This is a genomic window from Cellulosimicrobium sp. MI9406 (genome assembly GCF_040595865.1).
Taxonomy (GTDB): domain Bacteria; phylum Actinomycetota; class Actinomycetes; order Actinomycetales; family Cellulomonadaceae; genus Cellulosimicrobium; species Cellulosimicrobium funkei.
On the sequence record NZ_JALIZI010000003.1, the window covers coordinates 418,487 to 436,128 of the forward strand.

Below are 17,642 nucleotides of genomic sequence, written 5' to 3' on the forward strand. Positions count from 1 at the left end.
CACGCAGGTGCCGAACCCGACCGGAGCTGCCGACCCGGGGCGGGGTTGCCGATCTGTCAGGCCGCGGCGGCCTCGGCGGCGGCGGCGTCGCGCTTCGCGACGTCCTCGCGAACGAGCGGGATGACGTAGCGACCGAAGTCGACCGCGTCGTCCAGCAGGTCGTAGCCGCGCGCGGAGATGACGCGGACGCCGAGGTCGTAGTACGCGAGCAGCGCCTCGGCGACCTGCTCGGGCGTGCCGACGAGCGCGTTGGAGTTGCCGGCGCCGCCGGTGGCCTTCGCGGTCGCGGTCCACAGCGCGGTGTCGAAGCGCTCGCCCTGGGCGGCGATCTCGAGCAGGCGCTGGGAACCCGCGTTCTCGGGCTTGTCGATCGGGTGCCGACGGCTGAGCTGGCCCCCCGCGGCGGCCTTGCGCGCCTCGATCCGGTCGAGGATGCGGTGCGCCTTCTCCCAGGCGAGCTCCTCGGTCGGCGCGACGATCGGCCGGAACGCGGCGTGGATGCGCGGCGGCGTCGTGCGGCCCGCGGCGGCGGCCTCGGCGTGCACGCGCGCGATCTGCTCGGCGGTGCGGTCGAGCGGCTCGCCCCAGACGGCGTAGATGTCGGCCTCGGCCGCGCCGACGCGGAACGCGGCGTCCGACGACCCGCCGAACGAGATGGTCGGGGTGCGGCCCTCGAACGGCTTGGCGTCGAGCACGAAGTCGTCGAAGTCGTAGAACGGCCCGTGGTGGTCGAACGGCTCGGCGCTCGACCAGGCCTGCTTGACGATCTGGATGTACTCGTGGGTGCGCGCGTACCGCTCGTCCTTGGTCAGCGTGTCGCCCTCGCGGCCCTGCTCGTGGTCGTTTCCGCCGGTGATGAAGTGCACGGAGAGCCGCCCGCCGGAGAGCTGGTCGAGCGTCGCGAACGTCTTGGCGGCGTACGTCGGGTAGGACACGTTGGGCCGGTGCGCGAGCAGCAGCTCGATCGACTGCAGGCGCGCGGCGGTGTAGGCGGCGAGCGCGGCGGGCTCGGGGCCGGAGGAGCCGTACGCGAAGAGGACGCGCGTCCAGCCGTTGTCCTCGTGCGCGCGCACGAGGCGCTCGAGGTAGGCGGGGTCGAACGCGGCGGTCGTGCGCTCGGTGGTCTCCGAGGCGTCGTTGGTCGTGGCGATGCCGAGGAACTCGACGGGCATGAGGGTCTCCGTGGTGTCGGTGCGGGTGGTGCGTCGTGCGGTGGTGCGGGGGCCGGACGTGCGGGGCACGGTCCGGCCGCCGGCTCAGGGCCGGGCGGGCGCCGTCGGGTCCGGCGACGCCGCGGGCCCCGCGGGCGCGGGCTCCGGGGCCGCCCCGACCGGGTCGGACGCCGGGAGGCCTGCCTCCTTCCACGCGGGGAAGCCGCCGTCGACGTGGGACACGTGCGTGTACCCGCGGCGTGCGAGCGCCTCGGCGACGGGCCCGGAGCCGTTCGGCGACCCGCACACGACGACGACGGGCGTGTCGAGCGAGATCACCGGGGCGTCGGCGGGGCCGAACAGCGCGTCCAGGTCGTCGCGGTCGGCGAGCGTGGCGCCGGGGATCTCGCCGTGCGCGGCGCGACCGCCGGCCGAGCGCACGTCGATCAGCAGCGCGCCGTCGGCGACCTGGGCGGCGGCGTCGGTCGCGGCCCGCAGGGGCGGGGTCGTGGTCATGGGTGTCTCCTTCGCGGGGTGGTGGCGTCAGCGGGTGGTGGCGAGCGCGGGTGCGACGGCGGGCGTAGCGGTCGTGGTCGTGGTGTCGCCGCCGCTCGGGGCGCCCGCGAACCAGTGCTCGGCGAGCAGCGCGAACGAGCGTCGGGCGTCGTCGGCGTCGTGGGTCGCGGTGGTGACGAGCAGCTCGTCCGCGCCGGTCGCGCGGCGCAGGGTCTCGAGTCGCCGCACGACGGTCTCGGGGTCGCCGACGATGCGCGTGTCGACGCGGTCGGCGACGAGCGCGCGCTCCGCCTCCGGGCGCTCCTCCCACGCGGGCGACGTGCCCGGCTCCGGGTAGGCGATCGCGCCGTCGGCGCCGCTGCGGATGGAGAGCACCCAGTCCGCGAACGGCGTCGCGAGCTCGCGGGCCCGCTCGACGGTGTCGGCGACGAGCACGTCGGCGGACACGACGACGTAGGGCTCGTCGAGCACGCCCGGCCGGAACGCCTCGCGGTACGCGGCGACGGTGTCGAGCGTCGCCGACGGCGCCACGTGGTAGTTCGCGGCGAGCGGCAGCCCGAGCTCGCCCGCGACGCGCGCGCTCTCGCCCGCGCTCGACGCGAGGACCCACAGGTCCCAGTCGGCGCCCTCGACGGGCGGGCTCACGTACGGCGTCCCGCGCTCGTCGCGGTAGGTCCCCGCGCGCAGCCCGAGCACGAGCTCGAGCTCGTCGCGGAAGCTCGCCGGGGTGCGCGACGCCCCGACGATCCGCTTCTGCGCGAGGATGCGTTCGCGCAGCACGGAGTCGTTCACGTCGGCGGGCGGCGCGCCGGGCACGTACAGCCCGTCGACGACCCGCGGCCCGGTGGCGGGCCGGGCCCGCCGCGGCGCCCCGGCCCCCTTCTCCCCCGTCGGCGGCGTGAACGCGCGGCCGAGCCCGAGGTCGACGCGGCCCGGGTGGAGCGCGGCGATCGTCCCGAACTGCTCGGCGGCGACGAGCGGGCTCGTCGTGCTGAGCAGCACGGCACCGCTGCCGACACGGATGCGCTCGGTCCGGGCCGCGACGGCGGCGGCGAGCACGGCGGGCGACGCGGAGCCGACGCCGGGCGACAGGTGGTGCTCGGCGTACCAGACGCGGTGGTAGCCGAGCCGGTCGAGGTCGCGCGCGAGCCCGACGGCGCGGCGCACCGCGTCCTGGCCCGTCGCCCCCTCGGGGACGATCGCGAGGTCGAGCACGGACAGCGGGACGCGGCCGGACGCCGGTCGCGGCCCGCCGGGGGTGGCGGTCGGGTGCGGGTGCTGGTGGGACATGGCTTCCTCTGGTGGGGTGCGGTGGCTCGGGGCGACGCGGTCGCGTGGGGGCCCGCCGGGCTACTTGGACGGGAACCCGAGCGCGGCGAGCGTGGTGCGCAGGTGGGCGCGCCCGCGCAGGGCGCCGGGGACGCGCAGGCGGTCGACGACGCGGTCGCGCCAGCCGCCGTCGAGCCCCTCCTCGCGGTAGAAGGGCGCGATGCGCTCCTCGTACGCCGCGACGTGCTGGTCCTGCCCGACGGCGCGGTAGCGCTCGGCGTGCAGGACGGCCGCCTGCGGCAGCCGCGGCTTGACCCGTTCGCCGCCCGCGGGGTCGGGGTGCCCGACGACGAGCCCCACGACCGCGACGACGCCCTCGGGCAGGCCGAGCTCGGCCGCGACCTGGGCGGGGTGGTTGCGCAGCGCGCCGATGTACACGGTGCCGAGACCGAGCGACTCCGCCGCCACGACGGCGTTCTGCGCGGCGAGCGCGGCGTCGAGGAACGCGACGACCGTCGTCTCGAGGTAGTCGGTCGCCTCGAGCCGGACGCCCTCGCGCTCGCCGAGGGCGCGGGCCCGCGCGACGTCGGCGAGCCAGACGAGCAGCAGCGGCGCGGTGCGCACGTGCTCCTGGTCGCCCGCGAGCGCCGCGAGCCGCGCCTTGCGCACGGGGTCGGTGACGGCGACGACGCTCCAGAGCTGGAGGTTCGACGACGTCGGGGCGGACTGCGCGGCGGCGACGAGCGTCGGCACGACGTGGTGGGCCAGCGGGTCGGTGCGGTAGCGGCGCACCGTCCGGTGGCCCAGCTGCGTCGCGAGGACGGTGCCGGGACGGTCCGCGGCGGGTGCCAGGCCCGCGGTCGCGCCGGGCGCGACGTCCTCGACCGCGGCGAGGTCGACGCCGTACCGCGCGGCGAGCGCGGCGCGGGCACCGTCGGCGTCGTGGGACGGCGCGCGGAGCGTCCCGGGGTCCGCGGCCGGGGCCGCAGCGTCCCCAGCGGTGGGTGCGGGAGCGATCGTCATGAGGCGGTCCTCTCGGGGAGTGCGGCGAGGCGGGCGAGCGCGAACCGCTCGGCGGCGGTGCCGCCGTCGGGCAGGGCGCCGGGGGCGGTCGCGAGGTCGGCGAGCACGCGCCCGACGGCCGGGGCGAACTTGAAGCCGTGGCCGGAGAACCCGGCGCCGACGACGACCGGGCCGCGCCGGTCGAGCACGAAGTCGTGGTCCGGCGTCGTGGTGTACGTGCAGCTCACGGGGACGTAGGCGTCGGGGTCGAGGCCGGGCAGCCAGGTCCGCACGTAGTCGCGCAGCGCGGCGAGCTGGCCCGGCTCCGGCCGGTAGGAGCGCCGGTCGGGGTCGACGACGGGGCCGACGCCGTGGAAGCCGACCTTGACGCCCTCGCCCGGGGTCGCGAGCCCGTAGACGCCGCTCGGCCACGCGGTGCCGGGACCGACGTCGTGCGTGAACGCGGGCCACCCCGCGGGCGACGTGCCGGGGGCGAGCGCGAAGTGGGCGGGCTGCTCCTGCGTGACGACGAGCGGGAGCTCCTGCCCGAGCAGGCCGCCCGCCGGGGAACCCAGCAGACCCGCGCTCCACGCCCCGACGGTCACGACGACGACCCGCGCGACGACGTCGGCGCCGTCGGTGACGACGCGCACGCCCTCGGGGACGCGCTCGACGTGCCGGACGGCGACCTCGTGCCGCACGTCGGCGCCCCGCGCGGCCGCGGCCCCCTGGAGGGCCGCGACGGCCCGGTCGGCGTGGAGCCGGCCGGCCGTCGCGACCTCGTGCAGCACCCGGCCCTCGAACCGCAGCCCCGGCCAGCGCTCGGCCGCGGCCGCGGGGTCGAGCCACTCGTGCTCGATCCCGCGGGCCGCGAACGCGGCGCCGATCGCGTCGACGCGGCGCTCGGCCGCACCGTCGCGACGCCCGTGGCTCACGCCGCCGGTCACGTCGAGGAGCTCGGTCCCGGTCTCGTCCTCGACCTCGCGCCACAGGCGCAGCGCCTCCTGCGCGAGGTCGAGGTACTCGGGCTCGGCGTACGTCGTGCGGTAGATGCGCGACGTCCCGTGCGAGGCGCCGTGCGCGTGCCCGGGCGCGAAGCGCTCGAGCAGCACGACGTCGCGCCCGCGCCGGGCGAGCTGCCACGCCGCGGCCGAGCCCATGACGCCGCCCCCGACCACGAGGTGGTCGACGTGCTGGGTGCTGGTGGTCATGCGCGGGTCACTCCGTCTTCGGCAGGCCGGGCGGGTTGGTCTGCGACTCCTCGACGGCCTCGGACTCCAGGCCCCACCGCTGGAGCACCTCGAGGTACGTGCCGTCCTCGATGGCGTGGTTGATCGCGGCGGTGATGGCCGGGGCCGCCTCGTTGCCCTTCTTCGTGGCGACGGCGATCTGCGCCGTGTCGGGCCAGCCGCCGTTGAGCGTGCCCACGACCTTGAAGTCCTGCGGGGAGATCGCCGCCTGGTACGCGAGCGACGCGTTGGGGCCGACGTACGTCTCGATGCGCCCGGACTGGAGCGCGAGCAGGACGTCGGAGAACTGCTCGTAGTACTCGGGGCCCTGGATGGGCTCGAGGCCGTCCTCCTGGTTGAGGCGGTCCCACTCGAGCACGATCTTCTCCTGGTTCGTCCCGGAGCCGACGGCGACGACCTTGCCCGCGATGTCCTCGCGCTTCGTGATCGACGTGATGTCGGAGTCCGCGCCCACGAGCCAGCCGAGCTCGTCGTTGCGGTACGTGGAGAAGTCGATGGTCTCCTTGCGCTCCTCGGTCACCGTGACGTTGGAGATCACGGCGTCGACGTCGCCCGAGCCGAGCGCGAGCGGCCAGTCGGCCCAGGCCTTGACCTCGAGGCGCAGGTCCTTGCCGAGCGCGTCGGCGACGAGCTGCGCGATGTCGGTCTCGTTGCCGATGGGCGTCTCGTCGTCGTCGGCGAGGAAGCCGAGCGGGGGCGCGGAGCCCGCGGAGATCGCGACGACGAGCTCGTCCTTGTCCTTCCAGGCGTCCGGGAGGAGGGCGACGGCCTCGGCCGACTCGGTGGTGCGGATGCGGTCCTGGTCGGGGCTCGTGCTCACGTCGAGGGCGTCCGAGACGGACGTCGTGCTCTCCGTCGTGCCGTCGGAGGACGCCGCGCCCTCGTCCGCGGCGGCCGGGGCCTCGGTGCTCACCCCGGAGCAGGCCGCGAGCGCCAGCAGGGGCACGACGGCGAGGGCGGCGAGCGCGCGGGGGGCGCGGGCGCGGGTGGTCGTTGCGGTCACGGGTGTCCTACCTCTCGGGTGGTGCGTCGGGGTGACGCAGGGAGTGCGGGTGTGCGGGACGGCCGGGCGGCCGGTCGCGGGTCACGACGGTGGGCGTCGGTGGAGGTCGGTGGTTCAGAGGACCTTCTGGAGGAAGGCCCGGGTGCGGTCGTGGCGCGGGTGGTCGAGCACCTCGGCGGGCGTGCCCTGCTCCACGACGACGCCGTCGTCCATGAACACGACGGTGTCGGCGACCTCGCGGGCGAAGCCGATCTCGTGCGTGACGACGACGAGCGTCGTGCCGGTGCTCGCGACGTCCTTGATGACCTCGAGCACCTCCCCGACGAGCTCGGGGTCGAGCGCCGAGGTGGGCTCGTCGAACAGGAGCACCTTGGGCCGCAGCGCGAGCGCACGGGCGATGGCGACGCGCTGCTGCTGCCCGCCGGAGAGCTGGCGCGGCCGGGCGTCGGCCTTGTCCGCGAGCCCGACGCGTTCCAGCAGCGCGCGGGCCTCGGGCTCGACGTCCTCGCGGCGCCGGCGCTGCGCGGAGACCGGCGCCTCGACGACGTTCTCGAGCGCGGTGAGGTGCGGGAAGAGGTTGAAGCTCTGGAAGACGAACCCGATCTGGGTGCGCTGGCCGAGGATCTCGCGCTCCTTGAGCTCGCGCAGGGTGCTGCCCTTGCGGCGGTACCCGATGAGCTCGCCGTCGAGCGAGATGAACCCCTTGTCGACCTTCTCCAGGTGGTTGATCGCGCGCAGCAGCGTCGACTTCCCGGAGCCGGACGGGCCGAGCACGACCGTCACGGACCCGGGCGCCACGGTGAGCGACACGTCGCGCAGCACCTCGAGGGTGCCGAAGCTCTTGTGGACGCCGTGGATCTCGACGAGCCCGGCGGTCGCGACGTCGGCGCTCATGCCGCACCTCCCGACGTGCGCGCGGTGCGGGTCAGCACGCCCACCCGGGCGCGGGCCGCGTACGCGGGCGGGACGGCGTCGGGCACGGGGCGGCCGGAGAGCCGCGACGCCCAGACGAGCACGGTCCACCGCGCCTTCTGGAGCGGGGTCGGGGGCAGCGTGCGCACCGCGCCCTTCGCGTAGTGCCGCTCGACGTAGTACTGGACGACCGTGATGAGCGTCGTCAGCACGAGGTACCAGATCGACGCGACGATGAGCAGCGGCACGACGCGGCCGTTGCGGCCGTAGATGACGCTGACGATGTAGAACAGCTCGCCGTACGCCAGCACGTAGACGATCGACGTGCCCTTGAGCAGCCCGATCACCTCGTTGACGGCCGTCGGGATGATGGAGCGCATCGCCTGCGGCAGGATGATGCGGCTCACCTGGCGGCGCTTGGGGATGCCGAGCGACGCGGCGGCCTCCTGCTGCCCCTGGTCGACCGAGAGGATCCCGGCCCGCACGATCTCGGCCGAGTACGCGGCCTGCGAGAGCCCGAGCCCGAGGATCGCGGCCCAGAACTTGTCGATCACGGACAGCGTGTCGAAGTACAGGAACTCCGGCCCGAAGGGGATGCCGACGCTCAGGTACGGGTACAGGTAGGCGAGGTTGTACCAGAGCAGGAGCTGGAGCAGCAGCGGCACGGACCGGAACACCCACGTGTACGTCCACGAGACCGACTGCAGGAGCGGCGAGCGCGACAGCCGCATGAGCGCGAGCACGGTGCCGAGCGCGAACCCGACGACCGACGCGACGAGCGTGAGCCGGATCGTCGCCCACGCGCCCTCGAGGATCGAGGGCCAGGTGAGGTACTGCGCGACGACGCCCCACTCCCAGCGGTCGTTCGTCACGAGCGAGCTGACGACCATGGCGAGGAGCACGGCCACGCCGGCCGTCGCGACCCAGCGGCCCGGGTGCCGGGCGGGGACGATGCGCAGGCTCTCGAGCGGCAGCGCGTCCTCGACACCGCCGCGCGGGTCGGCGGGGTGCCGGCCCGACGGCGGCGCGAGCTGCCGGGACTCGTCCTGCGGGAGCGACACGGTGCTCATGGCGCGACCTCCAACCACTTCTCGAAGGCGAGCGGGCCGATCTCCTCGGGATCGGTCCCGGTGTCGAACAGGGGCGTGTAGCCGGTCGCGAGGTACAGACCGGCGGCCTCGGGCTGGCGCGGGCCCGTCGTGAGGTACACGCGCCGGTAGCCGCGCTCGACGGCCCGGCGCTCGAGCTCGGCGAGCACGAGGCGCGCCAGCCCGCGGCGCCGGTGCGCCGAGTGCGTCCAGATCCGCTTGAGCTCGGCGGTGCGCACGGCGGGCGTCCCGTCGGCGCGGCGCGCGGCCGGCCGGGTGAGGCGCGCCGGGTCGCCGAGCTCCGGCTCGGCCCGACGGCGGAACGCGCCGCCCGCGACGGGCTCGCCGTCCTCCAGCACCAGCACGAGCTCGCCGTGCGGCGCCGCGAAGTCCTGCGCGGGGTAGTGCTCCATCTCGGCGCGGAGCTCCTCGGCGGTGAGCACGCGCTGGTACCGCGTCCAGTACTCGTGGGAGAGCTCGTCGAGGAGCGGCCGCACGAGCGGGTCGTGCATCGCGACGGACCGGACCTCGCGCGCCCCGCTCACCGTGGCGGGACGCGCGGCGACCGCGGTCACCGGGGTGCCCTCTCACCCGCGGTGACGGCGAACGGCACGTGGTTGCCCTCGACCGGCGCCGGGCACGTGCCGAAGTCGCTGAACGCGTACGGCAGGTTGACGGCCCGGTTGAGGTCGAGGCGCACGCTCCCCTCGGTGCCGGGCACCGCGTCGGCGTCCACGCGCAGGACCCGCCAGGGGGCGACGCCGTCCGCCTCGTCGCTGAAGAGCAGCGTCACCGCACCGCCCGGCGCGCCGGTGAGGGCGAGCGTCGCGCCGCGCCGGGCGCCGTCGCGCTCGACGACGAGGTCGACCTCGCCGACCGTGCGCACGTGGTGCACGAGGCCGGGCCGGGCCGCGCCGACGACGACGGGCCGCGGCGCGTCGTACCAGCGCACCGGCGCGTCGACGACCCAGGCGGCGTCGTAGGGGAACGTCGGGACGCCGTCGAACGCCGTCCGGGCCGGGGCGAGCGGGTCGCGCACGCGGACGGCGTAGCGGCCCGTGCGGTGCACGACCTCCACCGCGACCTCGCGCGTCTCGCCGCCGTCCGCCGGGTCGCCCGCGTCCCGGCCGTCCGGGAGGAACGTGCCCGCGAGCGTCGACCCGCCCTCCGCGACGACGACGGTCCCGACGACGCTGCCCGTCGTCGTCCGGACGGCGCCGCCCTCGCCCGCGCGGTGGTGCGCGCCGTCGGCGTCGGCCCACCAGAGCCCCGGGACACCCGGGAGGGCGGCGGGCTCGGCCGGGAGCGCGTGGTACGCGACGAGGCTCAGCCAGCCGTGCGGCGGGCGCAGCCCGTCCTCGCGGTCGGCGTGCCAGGCGGCCCACGCGGCGGCGTCGGGCGACGCGGACGCGACGGGGTCGGCGGGTGCGGTGGCCACGGCGCCCGTGGCGGTCGGCGTGCTCGTGCTCATGGGTCCTCCGAGGTCGGTGCGGGTGGTCGGTGCGGTGGTCGCCGCGGTGCCGGCGGCGGTCAGCCGACGAGCTCGGCGGGGTGCGCCGTCGTGGGCTCGCCGTCGCCGCGCGTCGCGCCGGGGCGGGCGAGGCCGAGGTGCTCGCGCAGGGTCGTGCCCGCGTACTCCGTGCGGAACGAGCCGCGCTCCTGGAGCAGCGGGACGACCTGGTCGAAGACGTCGTCGAGCCCGCCCGGCGTGAGGTGGGGCACGAGGATGAAGCCGTCGGAGGCGTCCTCCTGCACGTGGCGGTCGATGTCGTCCGCGACCTGCTGCGGCGTGCCGACGAACCCGCCGCGCGACGTCACCTGGATGACGAGCTCGCGGATCGACCAGCCGTTCGCCTCGGCCTGCTCGCGCCACGCCGCGGCGACCGCCGCCGGGTCCTTCGCGTGCCGCACCCGGCCGCGCGTGATCGACGGGTTCTCGGTGTCGGGGTCGACGTCGGGCAGCGGGCCCTCGGGGTCGTACGCCTCGAGGTCGCGGCCCCAGACCTGCTCGAGGAACGCGATCGCCGTCGGGCCCGAGACCTGCTGGAGCCGGATCTCCCGGGCGCGCTCCTCCGCCTCGGCGGGCGTGTCGCCCAGCACGACGACGGTCGCGGGCAGGATCTTCAGGGAGTCGCGCTCGCGCCCGTGCGCCGCGAGCCGCCCCTTGACGTCCTCGTAGAACGCGCGCCCGGCGTCGAACGTCGAGTGCGCGGAGAACACGACGTCGGCGGTCGCGGCGGCGAAGTCGCGCCCGTCGGCCGAGTCGCCCGCCTGGAACAGGACGGGGTGACCCTGCGGGCCGCGCGGCGTCTCGAACAGCCCGACGACGTCCGCGTACGTCCCGTGGTGCGCGACCGGCCGCACCGCGCCGGGCCGCAGGAACTCGCCCGCGATCCGGTCGGCCAGCACGGCGTCGTCGTCCCACGAGTCCCACAGGGCGCGCGCGACCTCGACGACCTCGGCCGCCCGCGCGTACCGCTCGGGGTAGGGCAGGTACCCGCCGCGGCGGAAGTTGGCGCCCGTGAAGGCGTCGGGGCTCGTCACGAGGTTCCACGCCGCGCGGCCCTCGGAGAGCAGGTCGAGCGTCGCGAACTGCTTCGCGAGCTCCCACGGCTCGTTGAACGTCGTGTTGATCGTGCCCGCGAGGCCGAGCCGCTCCGTGACGGCGGCGAGCGCGGCGAGGACGGGCAGCGTGTCGGGGCGGCCGACGACGTCGAGGTCGTGGATGCGGCCCTTGTGCTCGCGCAGGCGCAGGCCCTCGGCGAGGAAGAAGAAGTCGAGCCTCGCGTCCTCGGCGCGACGCGCGAGGTGCTCGAACGACGCGAAGTCGATCTGGCTGCGCGAGCGGGGGTCGCTCCACACCGTGGTGTTGTTGACGCCCGGGAAGTGGGCGCCGAGGTGGATCTGCTTGCGGGGTCGGGTGCTCATGTCGCGTCCGTCCGGGCTCAGGCGATCGCCGCGTAGCGGTTCGCGGGGTGCGGGAGGCCGAGCGTGTCGCGCAGCGTCGTGCCCGGGTACGCGGTGCGGAACAGCCCCACGCCCTGGAGCAGCGGCACGACCCCGTCGACGATCGCGTCGAGGTCCGTGCTCAGCGACGACGGCCGCAGCAGGAAGCCGTCGGCGGCACCGGCGTGCGCCCACTCCTCGACCGTCGCCGCGAGGTCGCGCGCCGTGCCGACGTGCGTCAGCGAGTCGGTGTCCCACGAGACGCCCTCGAGGTCCTCGAGCAGGTCGAGGCGGGCCTGCGCGCTCGCGCGCGTGTCCCCCACGACGACGTACGCGTCCACGAGGACCCGCAGCCCGTCGGGGTCGCGCCCGGCGTCCGCGGCGGCGTCGCGCACCTGCGCCCGCAGCGCGACCGCCTCGTCCCGCGTCGCCGCGCGGACCCGCACGACGTCGGCCCGCCGGGCCGCGAGGTCGAGCGACGCCGGCGTGCTCGCCCGCACGACGACGGGCGGCTGGCCCTGCGGCGGGCGCGGCGCGATCGACGGCCCCTTGACCGCGAACCGGATGCCCTCGTGGTCGACGTAGTGCAGCTTCTCGCGGTCCACGAACCGGCCCGTCGCGACGTCGCGGATCTCGGCGTCGTCCTCCCACGAGTCCCACAGCCGCGTGACGACCTCGACCGCCTCGTCCGCCTCGGCCACGGCGTCGGGCTCGTCCTGGGCGCCCTTGCGCCCGAAGGCCGCGGCCTCGGCCGGGGTCGTGGACCACCCGACCTGCCATCCCGCGCGGCCGGAGCTCACGTGGTCGATCGTCGCGACCGCCTTGGAGACGTGGAACGGCTCGGTGTGCGTGGTGGTGACGGTCGGGACGAGGCCGATGCCCGCGCTGCGCGGCGCGAGGCGGGACGCGACGAGCGCGGCGTCGAGCCGGCCGCGCACGGACCCGTTGCGGCCCGGCTGGAGGGTGAACGCGTCGTCGAGCGTGACGAGGTCGAGCAGGCCGCGCTGGGCCGTGGCCACGAGCTCGACGAGGCGCTTGGCGTCGAACAGGCGCTGGGCCTGGGAGCCCACGGTCCGCCAGGCGGCGGGGTGCGCACCGGCGTCGGTGAGGTCGACGCCCAGGTGGACGGTGCGGGCGGGGCGGGGGTCGGGCATCGCGAGGATCCGTTCTGGGACAGGCGCCGGCGGCGCGCTCAGGGCGCGGCGGGGTGCCGGGGGTGGGCAGGGTCGCCCCGCCGCGGGACGGCAGGGCGGGGCCGGGGAGACCGGAGGGAGGCCCGTCAGGGCGTGCGCGCGGGAGCGCGCGGCGTCAGGAGCGGGGCGTCGTCAGCGACAACAGGTGACGCGCACGGGGGCGCCGACCGGACAGGAGACGACGGCCGCAGCGCGGACCGGACAGGGGCACGTCGGCGCGTGCGGGGTGCTCACCGCGGTGCTCGACTCTCGCCGGTCCATCGTCCGTCTCCTTCGTGCCCGTCTCCGGGCGCCGCGTGTTGCCCCGCACCGCGCAGGCCGCGCGACGCGGGACCTGGTCCTCACCCGGGGCACCCCGCCACGCGGGAGGGTTGCCGTCCGACGAGCCGGGGCTTCGCGTCGGAGCTCATGACCATGTCCTGTGCCGGGGTCCGTGGACCTCGGTTGCCGGGAACCTACGAGCGGTCGGAGAGGGTGTCAACGCACCGCCGGGACCTTCCCACATACTGGACTCGATCGGTCAACTTTGAGCAGCAGAAGCGCCCGTTTGCACCGAGTGCATCGATGCACCTAGTGTCAAGAGGTGCCTCTCCTCCCCGGACCCGAGCGCCCGACCGCGCCCGCGACGGGCGCCGTGACCCCGGACGCGCCGAGCGCGGACGTCCCCGGCCCGGACGCCGCGGCCCCCGACCGTCGCGCTGCTCTGCGCGCGCGCCACCGCCGTGCGATCGTCGCCGCCGCCGCGACGCTCATGGAGGAGAAGGGCGGCGCGCGCTTCACCGTCGACGAGCTCGCGGCCCGCGCCGACGTCGCGCGCCGCACGATCTTCAACCACTTCGCGTCGCTCGACGACGTCGTCGTCGAGGTCTGCGAGGACGTGCTGGGCACCGTCGTCGAGACGCTCGGGGCGAGCGCGGCCGAGCCGGGCACCGACCGCCCCACGCCCCTCGACGACGTCACCGCGGCGCTGCGCGGCACGGACCTCGTCGGCCCCATGGCCTACCTCACGCGCGCCCTCGGCGGTACCGCGACCGAGCCCACGCCGCGCGTCACGACGATGGTCGTGCGCACCTTCACCCACCTCGCCGAGCGCCTCGTCGCGGCGACCACGCGCCGGCACCCGGACGTCGACCCGCTCGAGATCGAGATGCTGGTGGGCGCGCTGATGGCCGGGGTCCTCGTCATCCAGCGTCGCTGGTGGGCCGAGACCGGCGCCGCCGACGACGACGCCTCGCGCGCGGTGTGGTCGGGCCTGCTCGACCGCCTCGTCGAACGGATCCGCGCCGGCTGGGCGGACCCCGCCTGACGCGAGCCGCAAACTCCCCGCGACCACCTCTCCCGCAGCATCACCCCCGCCATCCCGGGCACACCCGCCACCCGCCACCGGACTCCCACCGAAGGACCCTCATGGCTGAACTCCTCTACCGCCTCGGCCGCGCGTGCGCGCGCCGCGCGCGGACCGTCCTCGCCGCGTGGCTCGCGGTGCTCGTGCTCGCCGGGGCGGCGTTCGTCGCGTTCGGCGGCACGCTCGCCAGCAGCTTCTCGATCCCCGGCACCCCGACCGCCGACGTCACCGAGCGGCTCCAGACCGCGCTGCCCGAGGCGTCGGGCGGGAGCGGCACGATCGTCTTCGCGACGGACGACGGCGCCCCGTTCACGCCCGAGCAGGAGGCGGCGATCGCGGACCGCTTCGCCGCGGCGGAGGAGGTCGACGGCGTCGCGTCGGTCGTCGACCCGTTCGCGACGCAGGAGGAGCTCGCCGACCAGCGGAAGCAGATCGACGACGGCCGCACCCAGATCGCCGCGGGACGCGAGCAGATCGAGGACGGCCGCGCGCAGCTCGCCGCCGCGCAGGAGCAGGTCGACGCCGCGCGCGCCCAGCTCGACGCGGGCCAGGCCGAGCTCGACGCCGCACGTGCCCAGGCGGAGGCCGCGGGCGCGCTGGAGCAGGCGGCGCCGCAGCTCGACGCGCAGCAGGCCGAGATCGACGCGGGCCGCGCCACGCTCGAGTCGCAGGCCACGACGCTCGACCAGCAGGTCACCGCGCTGGAGGACCAGAGCGCGACGCTCGAGGAGCAGTCCGCGCAGCTCGAGCTCTCCGCTCCCCTGCTCGACATGGCGTCCGACATCCGCCTCGTGTCCACGGACGGGAGCGCGGCGGTCGCGAACGTGACGTTCACCGAGCCGAACATGAGCATCGACCAGCAGACGAAGGACGACCTCGTGGCTGTCTTCGCCGACGACCCGGTCGACGGCGTCCAGACCGACTTCTCGTCCGACATCGCCCAGGGCGTGCCGCAGGTGTTCGGCGTGGGCGAGGCCGTCGGCCTCGTCGTCGCGGCGATCGTGCTCGTCGTCATGCTCGGGACGCTCGTGGGCGCAGGCCTGCCGATCCTCACGGCACTCATCGGGGTCGGGATCGGCGCGCTCGCCGCGATGTCGCTGTCCGGGGTGGTGGAGATGTCGTCGGTGACGCCGGTGCTCGGCCTCATGCTGGGGCTCGCCGTCGGGATCGACTACTCGCTGTTCATCGTCAACCGGCACCGGCGCCAGCTCAAGCAGGGCGACGAGCTGCACGAGTCGATCGCGCTCGCGAACGGCACGTCGGGCAACGCGGTCGTGTTCGCCGGGGCGACGGTGCTCATCGCGCTGCTCGCGCTCAACGTCACCGGCATCCCGTTCCTCGGCCTCATGGGCACGGTCGGTGCGCTGTGCGTCGCGATCGCCGTCCTCATCGCCGTCACGCTCACGCCGGCCCTGCTCGGCATGATCGGCCCGCGGATCCTCAGCCGCCGCGAGCGCGCCGCGCTCGCCGGGCCCGCCGCGTCGTCGGGCGCCTCGACGGGCGCGTCGACGGGCGCGTCGGCCGGGACCGCGTCGTCGGAGCCGGGCGCCGCGGGCGGCCTGCCCGCCGCGGAGCCCGTGCGCCCCATGTCGACCGTCCGCGCGGTGGGAACGGCCCTGCTCTCCGTCGTCGCGCTCGGCGTGATCGCCCTGCCCGCGCTCGACCTGCGGACCAACCTGCCCGACGGCTCGTCCGAGGCGCACGACTCCACGCAGTACCGCGCGTACTCGACCGTCGCCGAGGAGTTCGGCGAGGGCACGAACGGGCCGCTGCTCGTCGTCGCCGACCTGCCGGGCGAGCCCACCCAGGCCGAGGCGCTCGAGTACCAGGTCGGCGTGGCCGAGGAGCTGTTCGCGCAGGACGACGTCGTGGCGGTCGCCCCGATCGGGACGTCCGAGGACCGCACGGTCGCGGCGTTCCAGGTGATCCCGGCCGAGGGCCCGACGAGCGAGTCCACCGAGGAGCTCGTGCACGCGCTGCGCGCCCTCGAGCCGCTCGACGGCGAGGTCACGCTCGACGTCGCGGGCTCGGCCAGCGGCAACATCGACATCTCGCAGAAGCTCGCGCAGGCCCTGCCGATCTACCTCGCGGTCGTCGTCGGGCTGTCGCTCGTCATCCTCGTGCTCGTGTTCCGGTCGATCTTCGTGCCGGTCGTCGCGACGCTCGGTTTCATCCTGTCGTACTTCGCCGCGCTCGGCGGGGTCGTCGCGATCTACCAGTGGGGCTGGCTCGCGGGGGTGTTCGGCGTCGAGACGCCGGGCCCGATCCTCAACTTCCTGCCCACTATCCTCGTCGGCATCCTGTTCGGCCTCGCGATGGACTACCAGCTCTTCCTCGGCTCGGGGATGCGCGAGGCGTACGCGCACGGCGCCCCCGCGCGCGTCGCGATCGTGCAGGGCGTCCGCGCGGGCCGGGCCGTGGTGACGGCCGCGGCGATCATCATGATCTCCGTCTTCGGCGGGTTCGTCTTCTCGCACAGCGCGATGATCCGGCCCATCGGGTTCGCGCTCGCGTTCGGCGTGCTGGTCGACGCGTTCGTCGTGCGGATGCTGCTCGTCCCGGCGCTCATGCACCTCGTGGGCGACAAGGCGTGGTGGCTCCCCCGCTGGCTCGACCGCATCCTGCCCGACGTCGACGTGGAGGGCGCCGCGCTCGAGCGCCGGCACCCGCACCACCTCGACGGGTCGACCGACCCGGCGGCCCAGGGCGGCGCGCCCGACGCCGGCACCGAGCCGGGCACCACCGGCCCGGACGCGACCGAGCCGGAGACCGCGCGCGGCTGAGGCCGCGGAGCCCCGCACCGGACCCGGTGCCACCGGTCGACGAGCGAGCCCGCTCGTCGGCCGGTGGTGCCGGGTCCGTCGTCGTCAGGGGCGGGGCACGTGCACCGTCGCGACGATCGCGCGGTGGTCGCTGCCCACGACGTGCAGGGAGCCGACGTCGGTCACGACGTTCTCACGGTCGGTCACCACGTGGTCGAGGTTGAGCACCGGCGGCACGACGCCGGGGCGCGGCGACCACGACAGGTCGAGCCCGCCGCCCGAGGCGCGCGACGCGTCGTGGAACCGGTCGCCCAGCAGCCGGCGGAACGTCGCGTGGTCGTGGGTGGAGTTGAAGTCGCCGACGAGCACCTGGGGCAGCGGGTCGCCGTGCGCGCGCTCGGCGAGCGCGTCCGTCTCCTCGTGCCAGATGTCGACGTACTCCGGGATCGGCGGGATCGGGTGCACCGCGGTGACCCGCACCGGGACGCCGTCGACCTCCACCGTCGCCGACGGCATCGCGTCGTTCGAGAACGGCTCGACGTCCACGTCGCGGAGCGGCAGCGCGCTCCACAGCCCGCTGCCCATGGCGCCGCGCCCGACCTTGCCGTCGGCGCTGTACGGCAGCACGTCCTCGATCCCCGCCGCGACGAGCCGCTCGCGCAGGTCCGTCGTGAGCTCCAGCACGGCGAGCACCTGCACGTCCTCGGTGCGGACGAGGTCGACGAGCGCCTCCGCGTCCGCCGCGCCGTACCAGGTGTTGGCACCCATGACGCGCAGCGTCACCGCGTCGTCGGGCGGCGCGGGGCCGGGCACGAACGCGGGCACGAGCCACACCGCCTGCACGGTGACGCAGACGGCGAGCAGCGCCGCGAGCAGCCACCGGCGCGCGAGCAGCGTGAGCACGAGCCCGACGGCGGCGCCCAGGGCGACGAACGGCGTGAACCCGACGAGCTGCGCGACGGGCGTCCACGCGTCGTCGGGCAGCATGCGCACGAGCGTGAGGAGGAGCACGGCGACGACGCCCGTGGCGAGCACGACCGTGAGGGGTCGGCCGCCCGGTCGGCGCCGCGTCGTGACGCGCGCGGGCGGGAGGCGCGTGGTGGCCGAGGTCATGCCCGGACTCTCGCAGCGCCGCCCCGCCGCCGCGACCCGCCCCACCGGCCCGCCCGGTGATCTCCACCGAACCCGCCCACCCGCCCGTCCCC

15 protein-coding genes and 1 riboswitch are annotated in these 17,642 nt (G+C 75.7%); of the genes, 2 read left to right on the forward strand and 13 right to left on the reverse strand.

All coding sequences use genetic code 11. The features are described 5' to 3' along the window. Positions 1-56: 56 nt before the first annotated feature. From MT994_RS07505 to MT994_RS07560, 12 genes are all read right to left on the reverse strand, one after another. Entirely contained in the window at positions 57-1,172 is a 1,116-nt protein-coding gene (locus tag MT994_RS07505; protein WP_354805751.1) for an LLM class flavin-dependent oxidoreductase, read from the reverse strand. A gap of 84 nt (positions 1,173-1,256) precedes the next feature. Beyond that, positions 1,257-1,667, reverse strand: a complete 411-nt coding sequence (locus MT994_RS07510) for a rhodanese-like domain-containing protein (protein WP_085386602.1) — start codon at positions 1,665-1,667, stop codon at positions 1,257-1,259. Between the two features lie 27 nt (positions 1,668-1,694). Next, positions 1,695-2,957 (reverse strand): LLM class flavin-dependent oxidoreductase, encoded by a 1,263-nt coding sequence (locus MT994_RS07515; protein WP_085386603.1) that lies wholly within the window; start codon positions 2,955-2,957, stop codon positions 1,695-1,697. A 60-nt stretch (positions 2,958-3,017) separates the two neighbouring features. Continuing rightward, positions 3,018-3,959 (reverse strand): NADPH-dependent oxidoreductase, encoded by a 942-nt coding sequence (locus MT994_RS07520; protein ID WP_085386604.1) that lies wholly within the window; start codon positions 3,957-3,959, stop codon positions 3,018-3,020. After that, positions 3,956-5,149, reverse strand: a complete 1,194-nt coding sequence (locus tag MT994_RS07525; RefSeq protein ID WP_163186175.1) for an FAD-dependent oxidoreductase — start codon at positions 5,147-5,149, stop codon at positions 3,956-3,958. The genes MT994_RS07520 and MT994_RS07525 overlap by 4 nt, the downstream gene beginning before the upstream one ends. 7 nt (positions 5,150-5,156) lie before the next feature. After that, positions 5,157-6,191 (reverse strand): ABC transporter substrate-binding protein, encoded by a 1,035-nt coding sequence (locus MT994_RS07530; protein WP_354805754.1) that lies wholly within the window; start codon positions 6,189-6,191, stop codon positions 5,157-5,159. Between the two features lie 114 nt (positions 6,192-6,305). Then, positions 6,306-7,085, reverse strand: coding sequence for an amino acid ABC transporter ATP-binding protein (locus tag MT994_RS07535; RefSeq protein WP_354805755.1), 780 nt, complete (start codon positions 7,083-7,085; stop codon positions 6,306-6,308). Continuing rightward, the gene (locus MT994_RS07540) at positions 7,082-8,173 is read right to left on the reverse strand and encodes an amino acid ABC transporter permease (RefSeq protein ID WP_076403581.1); all 1,092 of its coding nucleotides are present in this window, start codon (positions 8,171-8,173) and stop codon (positions 7,082-7,084) included. The genes MT994_RS07535 and MT994_RS07540 overlap by 4 nt, the downstream gene beginning before the upstream one ends. Beyond that, positions 8,170-8,766 (reverse strand): GNAT family N-acetyltransferase, encoded by a 597-nt coding sequence (locus tag MT994_RS07545; protein ID WP_354805757.1) that lies wholly within the window; start codon positions 8,764-8,766, stop codon positions 8,170-8,172. Before MT994_RS07545 ends, MT994_RS07540 begins: the two co-directional genes overlap by 4 nt. Then, a complete protein-coding gene (locus tag MT994_RS07550) occupies positions 8,763-9,662 on the reverse strand; it encodes a DUF1684 domain-containing protein (protein WP_354805758.1) in 900 nt (299 codons plus the stop codon). Before MT994_RS07550 ends, MT994_RS07545 begins: the two co-directional genes overlap by 4 nt. Before the next feature lie 59 nt (positions 9,663-9,721). After that, positions 9,722-11,119, reverse strand: coding sequence for an NtaA/DmoA family FMN-dependent monooxygenase (locus tag MT994_RS07555; protein WP_354805760.1), 1,398 nt, complete (start codon positions 11,117-11,119; stop codon positions 9,722-9,724). Between the two features lie 17 nt (positions 11,120-11,136). Further along, entirely contained in the window at positions 11,137-12,291 is a 1,155-nt protein-coding gene (locus MT994_RS07560) for an LLM class flavin-dependent oxidoreductase (RefSeq protein ID WP_354805761.1), read from the reverse strand. A 345-nt stretch (positions 12,292-12,636) separates the two neighbouring features. After that, positions 12,637-12,744, reverse strand: a riboswitch (SAM riboswitch). 169 nt (positions 12,745-12,913) lie between these two features. On the opposite strand from MT994_RS07560, the gene MT994_RS07565 reads away from it, so the two are divergent. Then, entirely contained in the window at positions 12,914-13,636 is a 723-nt protein-coding gene (locus tag MT994_RS07565) for a helix-turn-helix domain-containing protein (RefSeq protein ID WP_354805762.1), read from the forward strand. Between the two features lie 101 nt (positions 13,637-13,737). Then, positions 13,738-16,458, forward strand: a complete 2,721-nt coding sequence (locus MT994_RS07570; RefSeq protein ID WP_354805764.1) for an MMPL family transporter — start codon at positions 13,738-13,740, stop codon at positions 16,456-16,458. 84 nt (positions 16,459-16,542) lie between these two features. On the opposite strand, the gene MT994_RS07575 is transcribed toward MT994_RS07570, so the two are convergent. After that, the gene (locus MT994_RS07575) at positions 16,543-17,550 is read right to left on the reverse strand and encodes an endonuclease/exonuclease/phosphatase family protein (RefSeq protein WP_061268349.1); all 1,008 of its coding nucleotides are present in this window, start codon (positions 17,548-17,550) and stop codon (positions 16,543-16,545) included. Positions 17,551-17,642: the final 92 nt, after the last annotated feature.

What these genes read in the sequence shown, in the direction of transcription:
- MT994_RS07505 (WP_354805751.1), bottom strand. Translation starts at nt 1,172, where the DNA reads ATGCCCGTCGAGTTCCTCGGCATCGCCACGACCAACGACGCCTCGGAG.
- MT994_RS07510 (WP_085386602.1), bottom strand. Translation starts at nt 1,667, where the DNA reads ATGACCACGACCCCGCCCCTGCGGGCCGCGACCGACGCCGCCGCCCAG.
- MT994_RS07515 (WP_085386603.1), bottom strand. Translation starts at nt 2,957, where the DNA reads ATGTCCCACCAGCACCCGCACCCGACCGCCACCCCCGGCGGGCCGCGA.
- MT994_RS07520 (WP_085386604.1), bottom strand. Translation starts at nt 3,959, where the DNA reads ATGACGATCGCTCCCGCACCCACCGCTGGGGACGCTGCGGCCCCGGCC.
- MT994_RS07525 (WP_163186175.1), bottom strand. Translation starts at nt 5,149, where the DNA reads ATGACCACCAGCACCCAGCACGTCGACCACCTCGTGGTCGGGGGCGGC.
- MT994_RS07535 (WP_354805755.1), bottom strand. Translation starts at nt 7,085, where the DNA reads ATGAGCGCCGACGTCGCGACCGCCGGGCTCGTCGAGATCCACGGCGTC.
- MT994_RS07540 (WP_076403581.1), bottom strand. Translation starts at nt 8,173, where the DNA reads ATGAGCACCGTGTCGCTCCCGCAGGACGAGTCCCGGCAGCTCGCGCCG.
- MT994_RS07550 (WP_354805758.1), bottom strand. Translation starts at nt 9,662, where the DNA reads ATGAGCACGAGCACGCCGACCGCCACGGGCGCCGTGGCCACCGCACCC.
- MT994_RS07555 (WP_354805760.1), bottom strand. Translation starts at nt 11,119, where the DNA reads ATGAGCACCCGACCCCGCAAGCAGATCCACCTCGGCGCCCACTTCCCG.
- MT994_RS07560 (WP_354805761.1), bottom strand. Translation starts at nt 12,291, where the DNA reads ATGCCCGACCCCCGCCCCGCCCGCACCGTCCACCTGGGCGTCGACCTC.
- MT994_RS07570 (WP_354805764.1), top strand. Translation starts at nt 13,738, where the DNA reads ATGGCTGAACTCCTCTACCGCCTCGGCCGCGCGTGCGCGCGCCGCGCG.
- MT994_RS07575 (WP_061268349.1), bottom strand. Translation starts at nt 17,550, where the DNA reads ATGACCTCGGCCACCACGCGCCTCCCGCCCGCGCGCGTCACGACGCGG.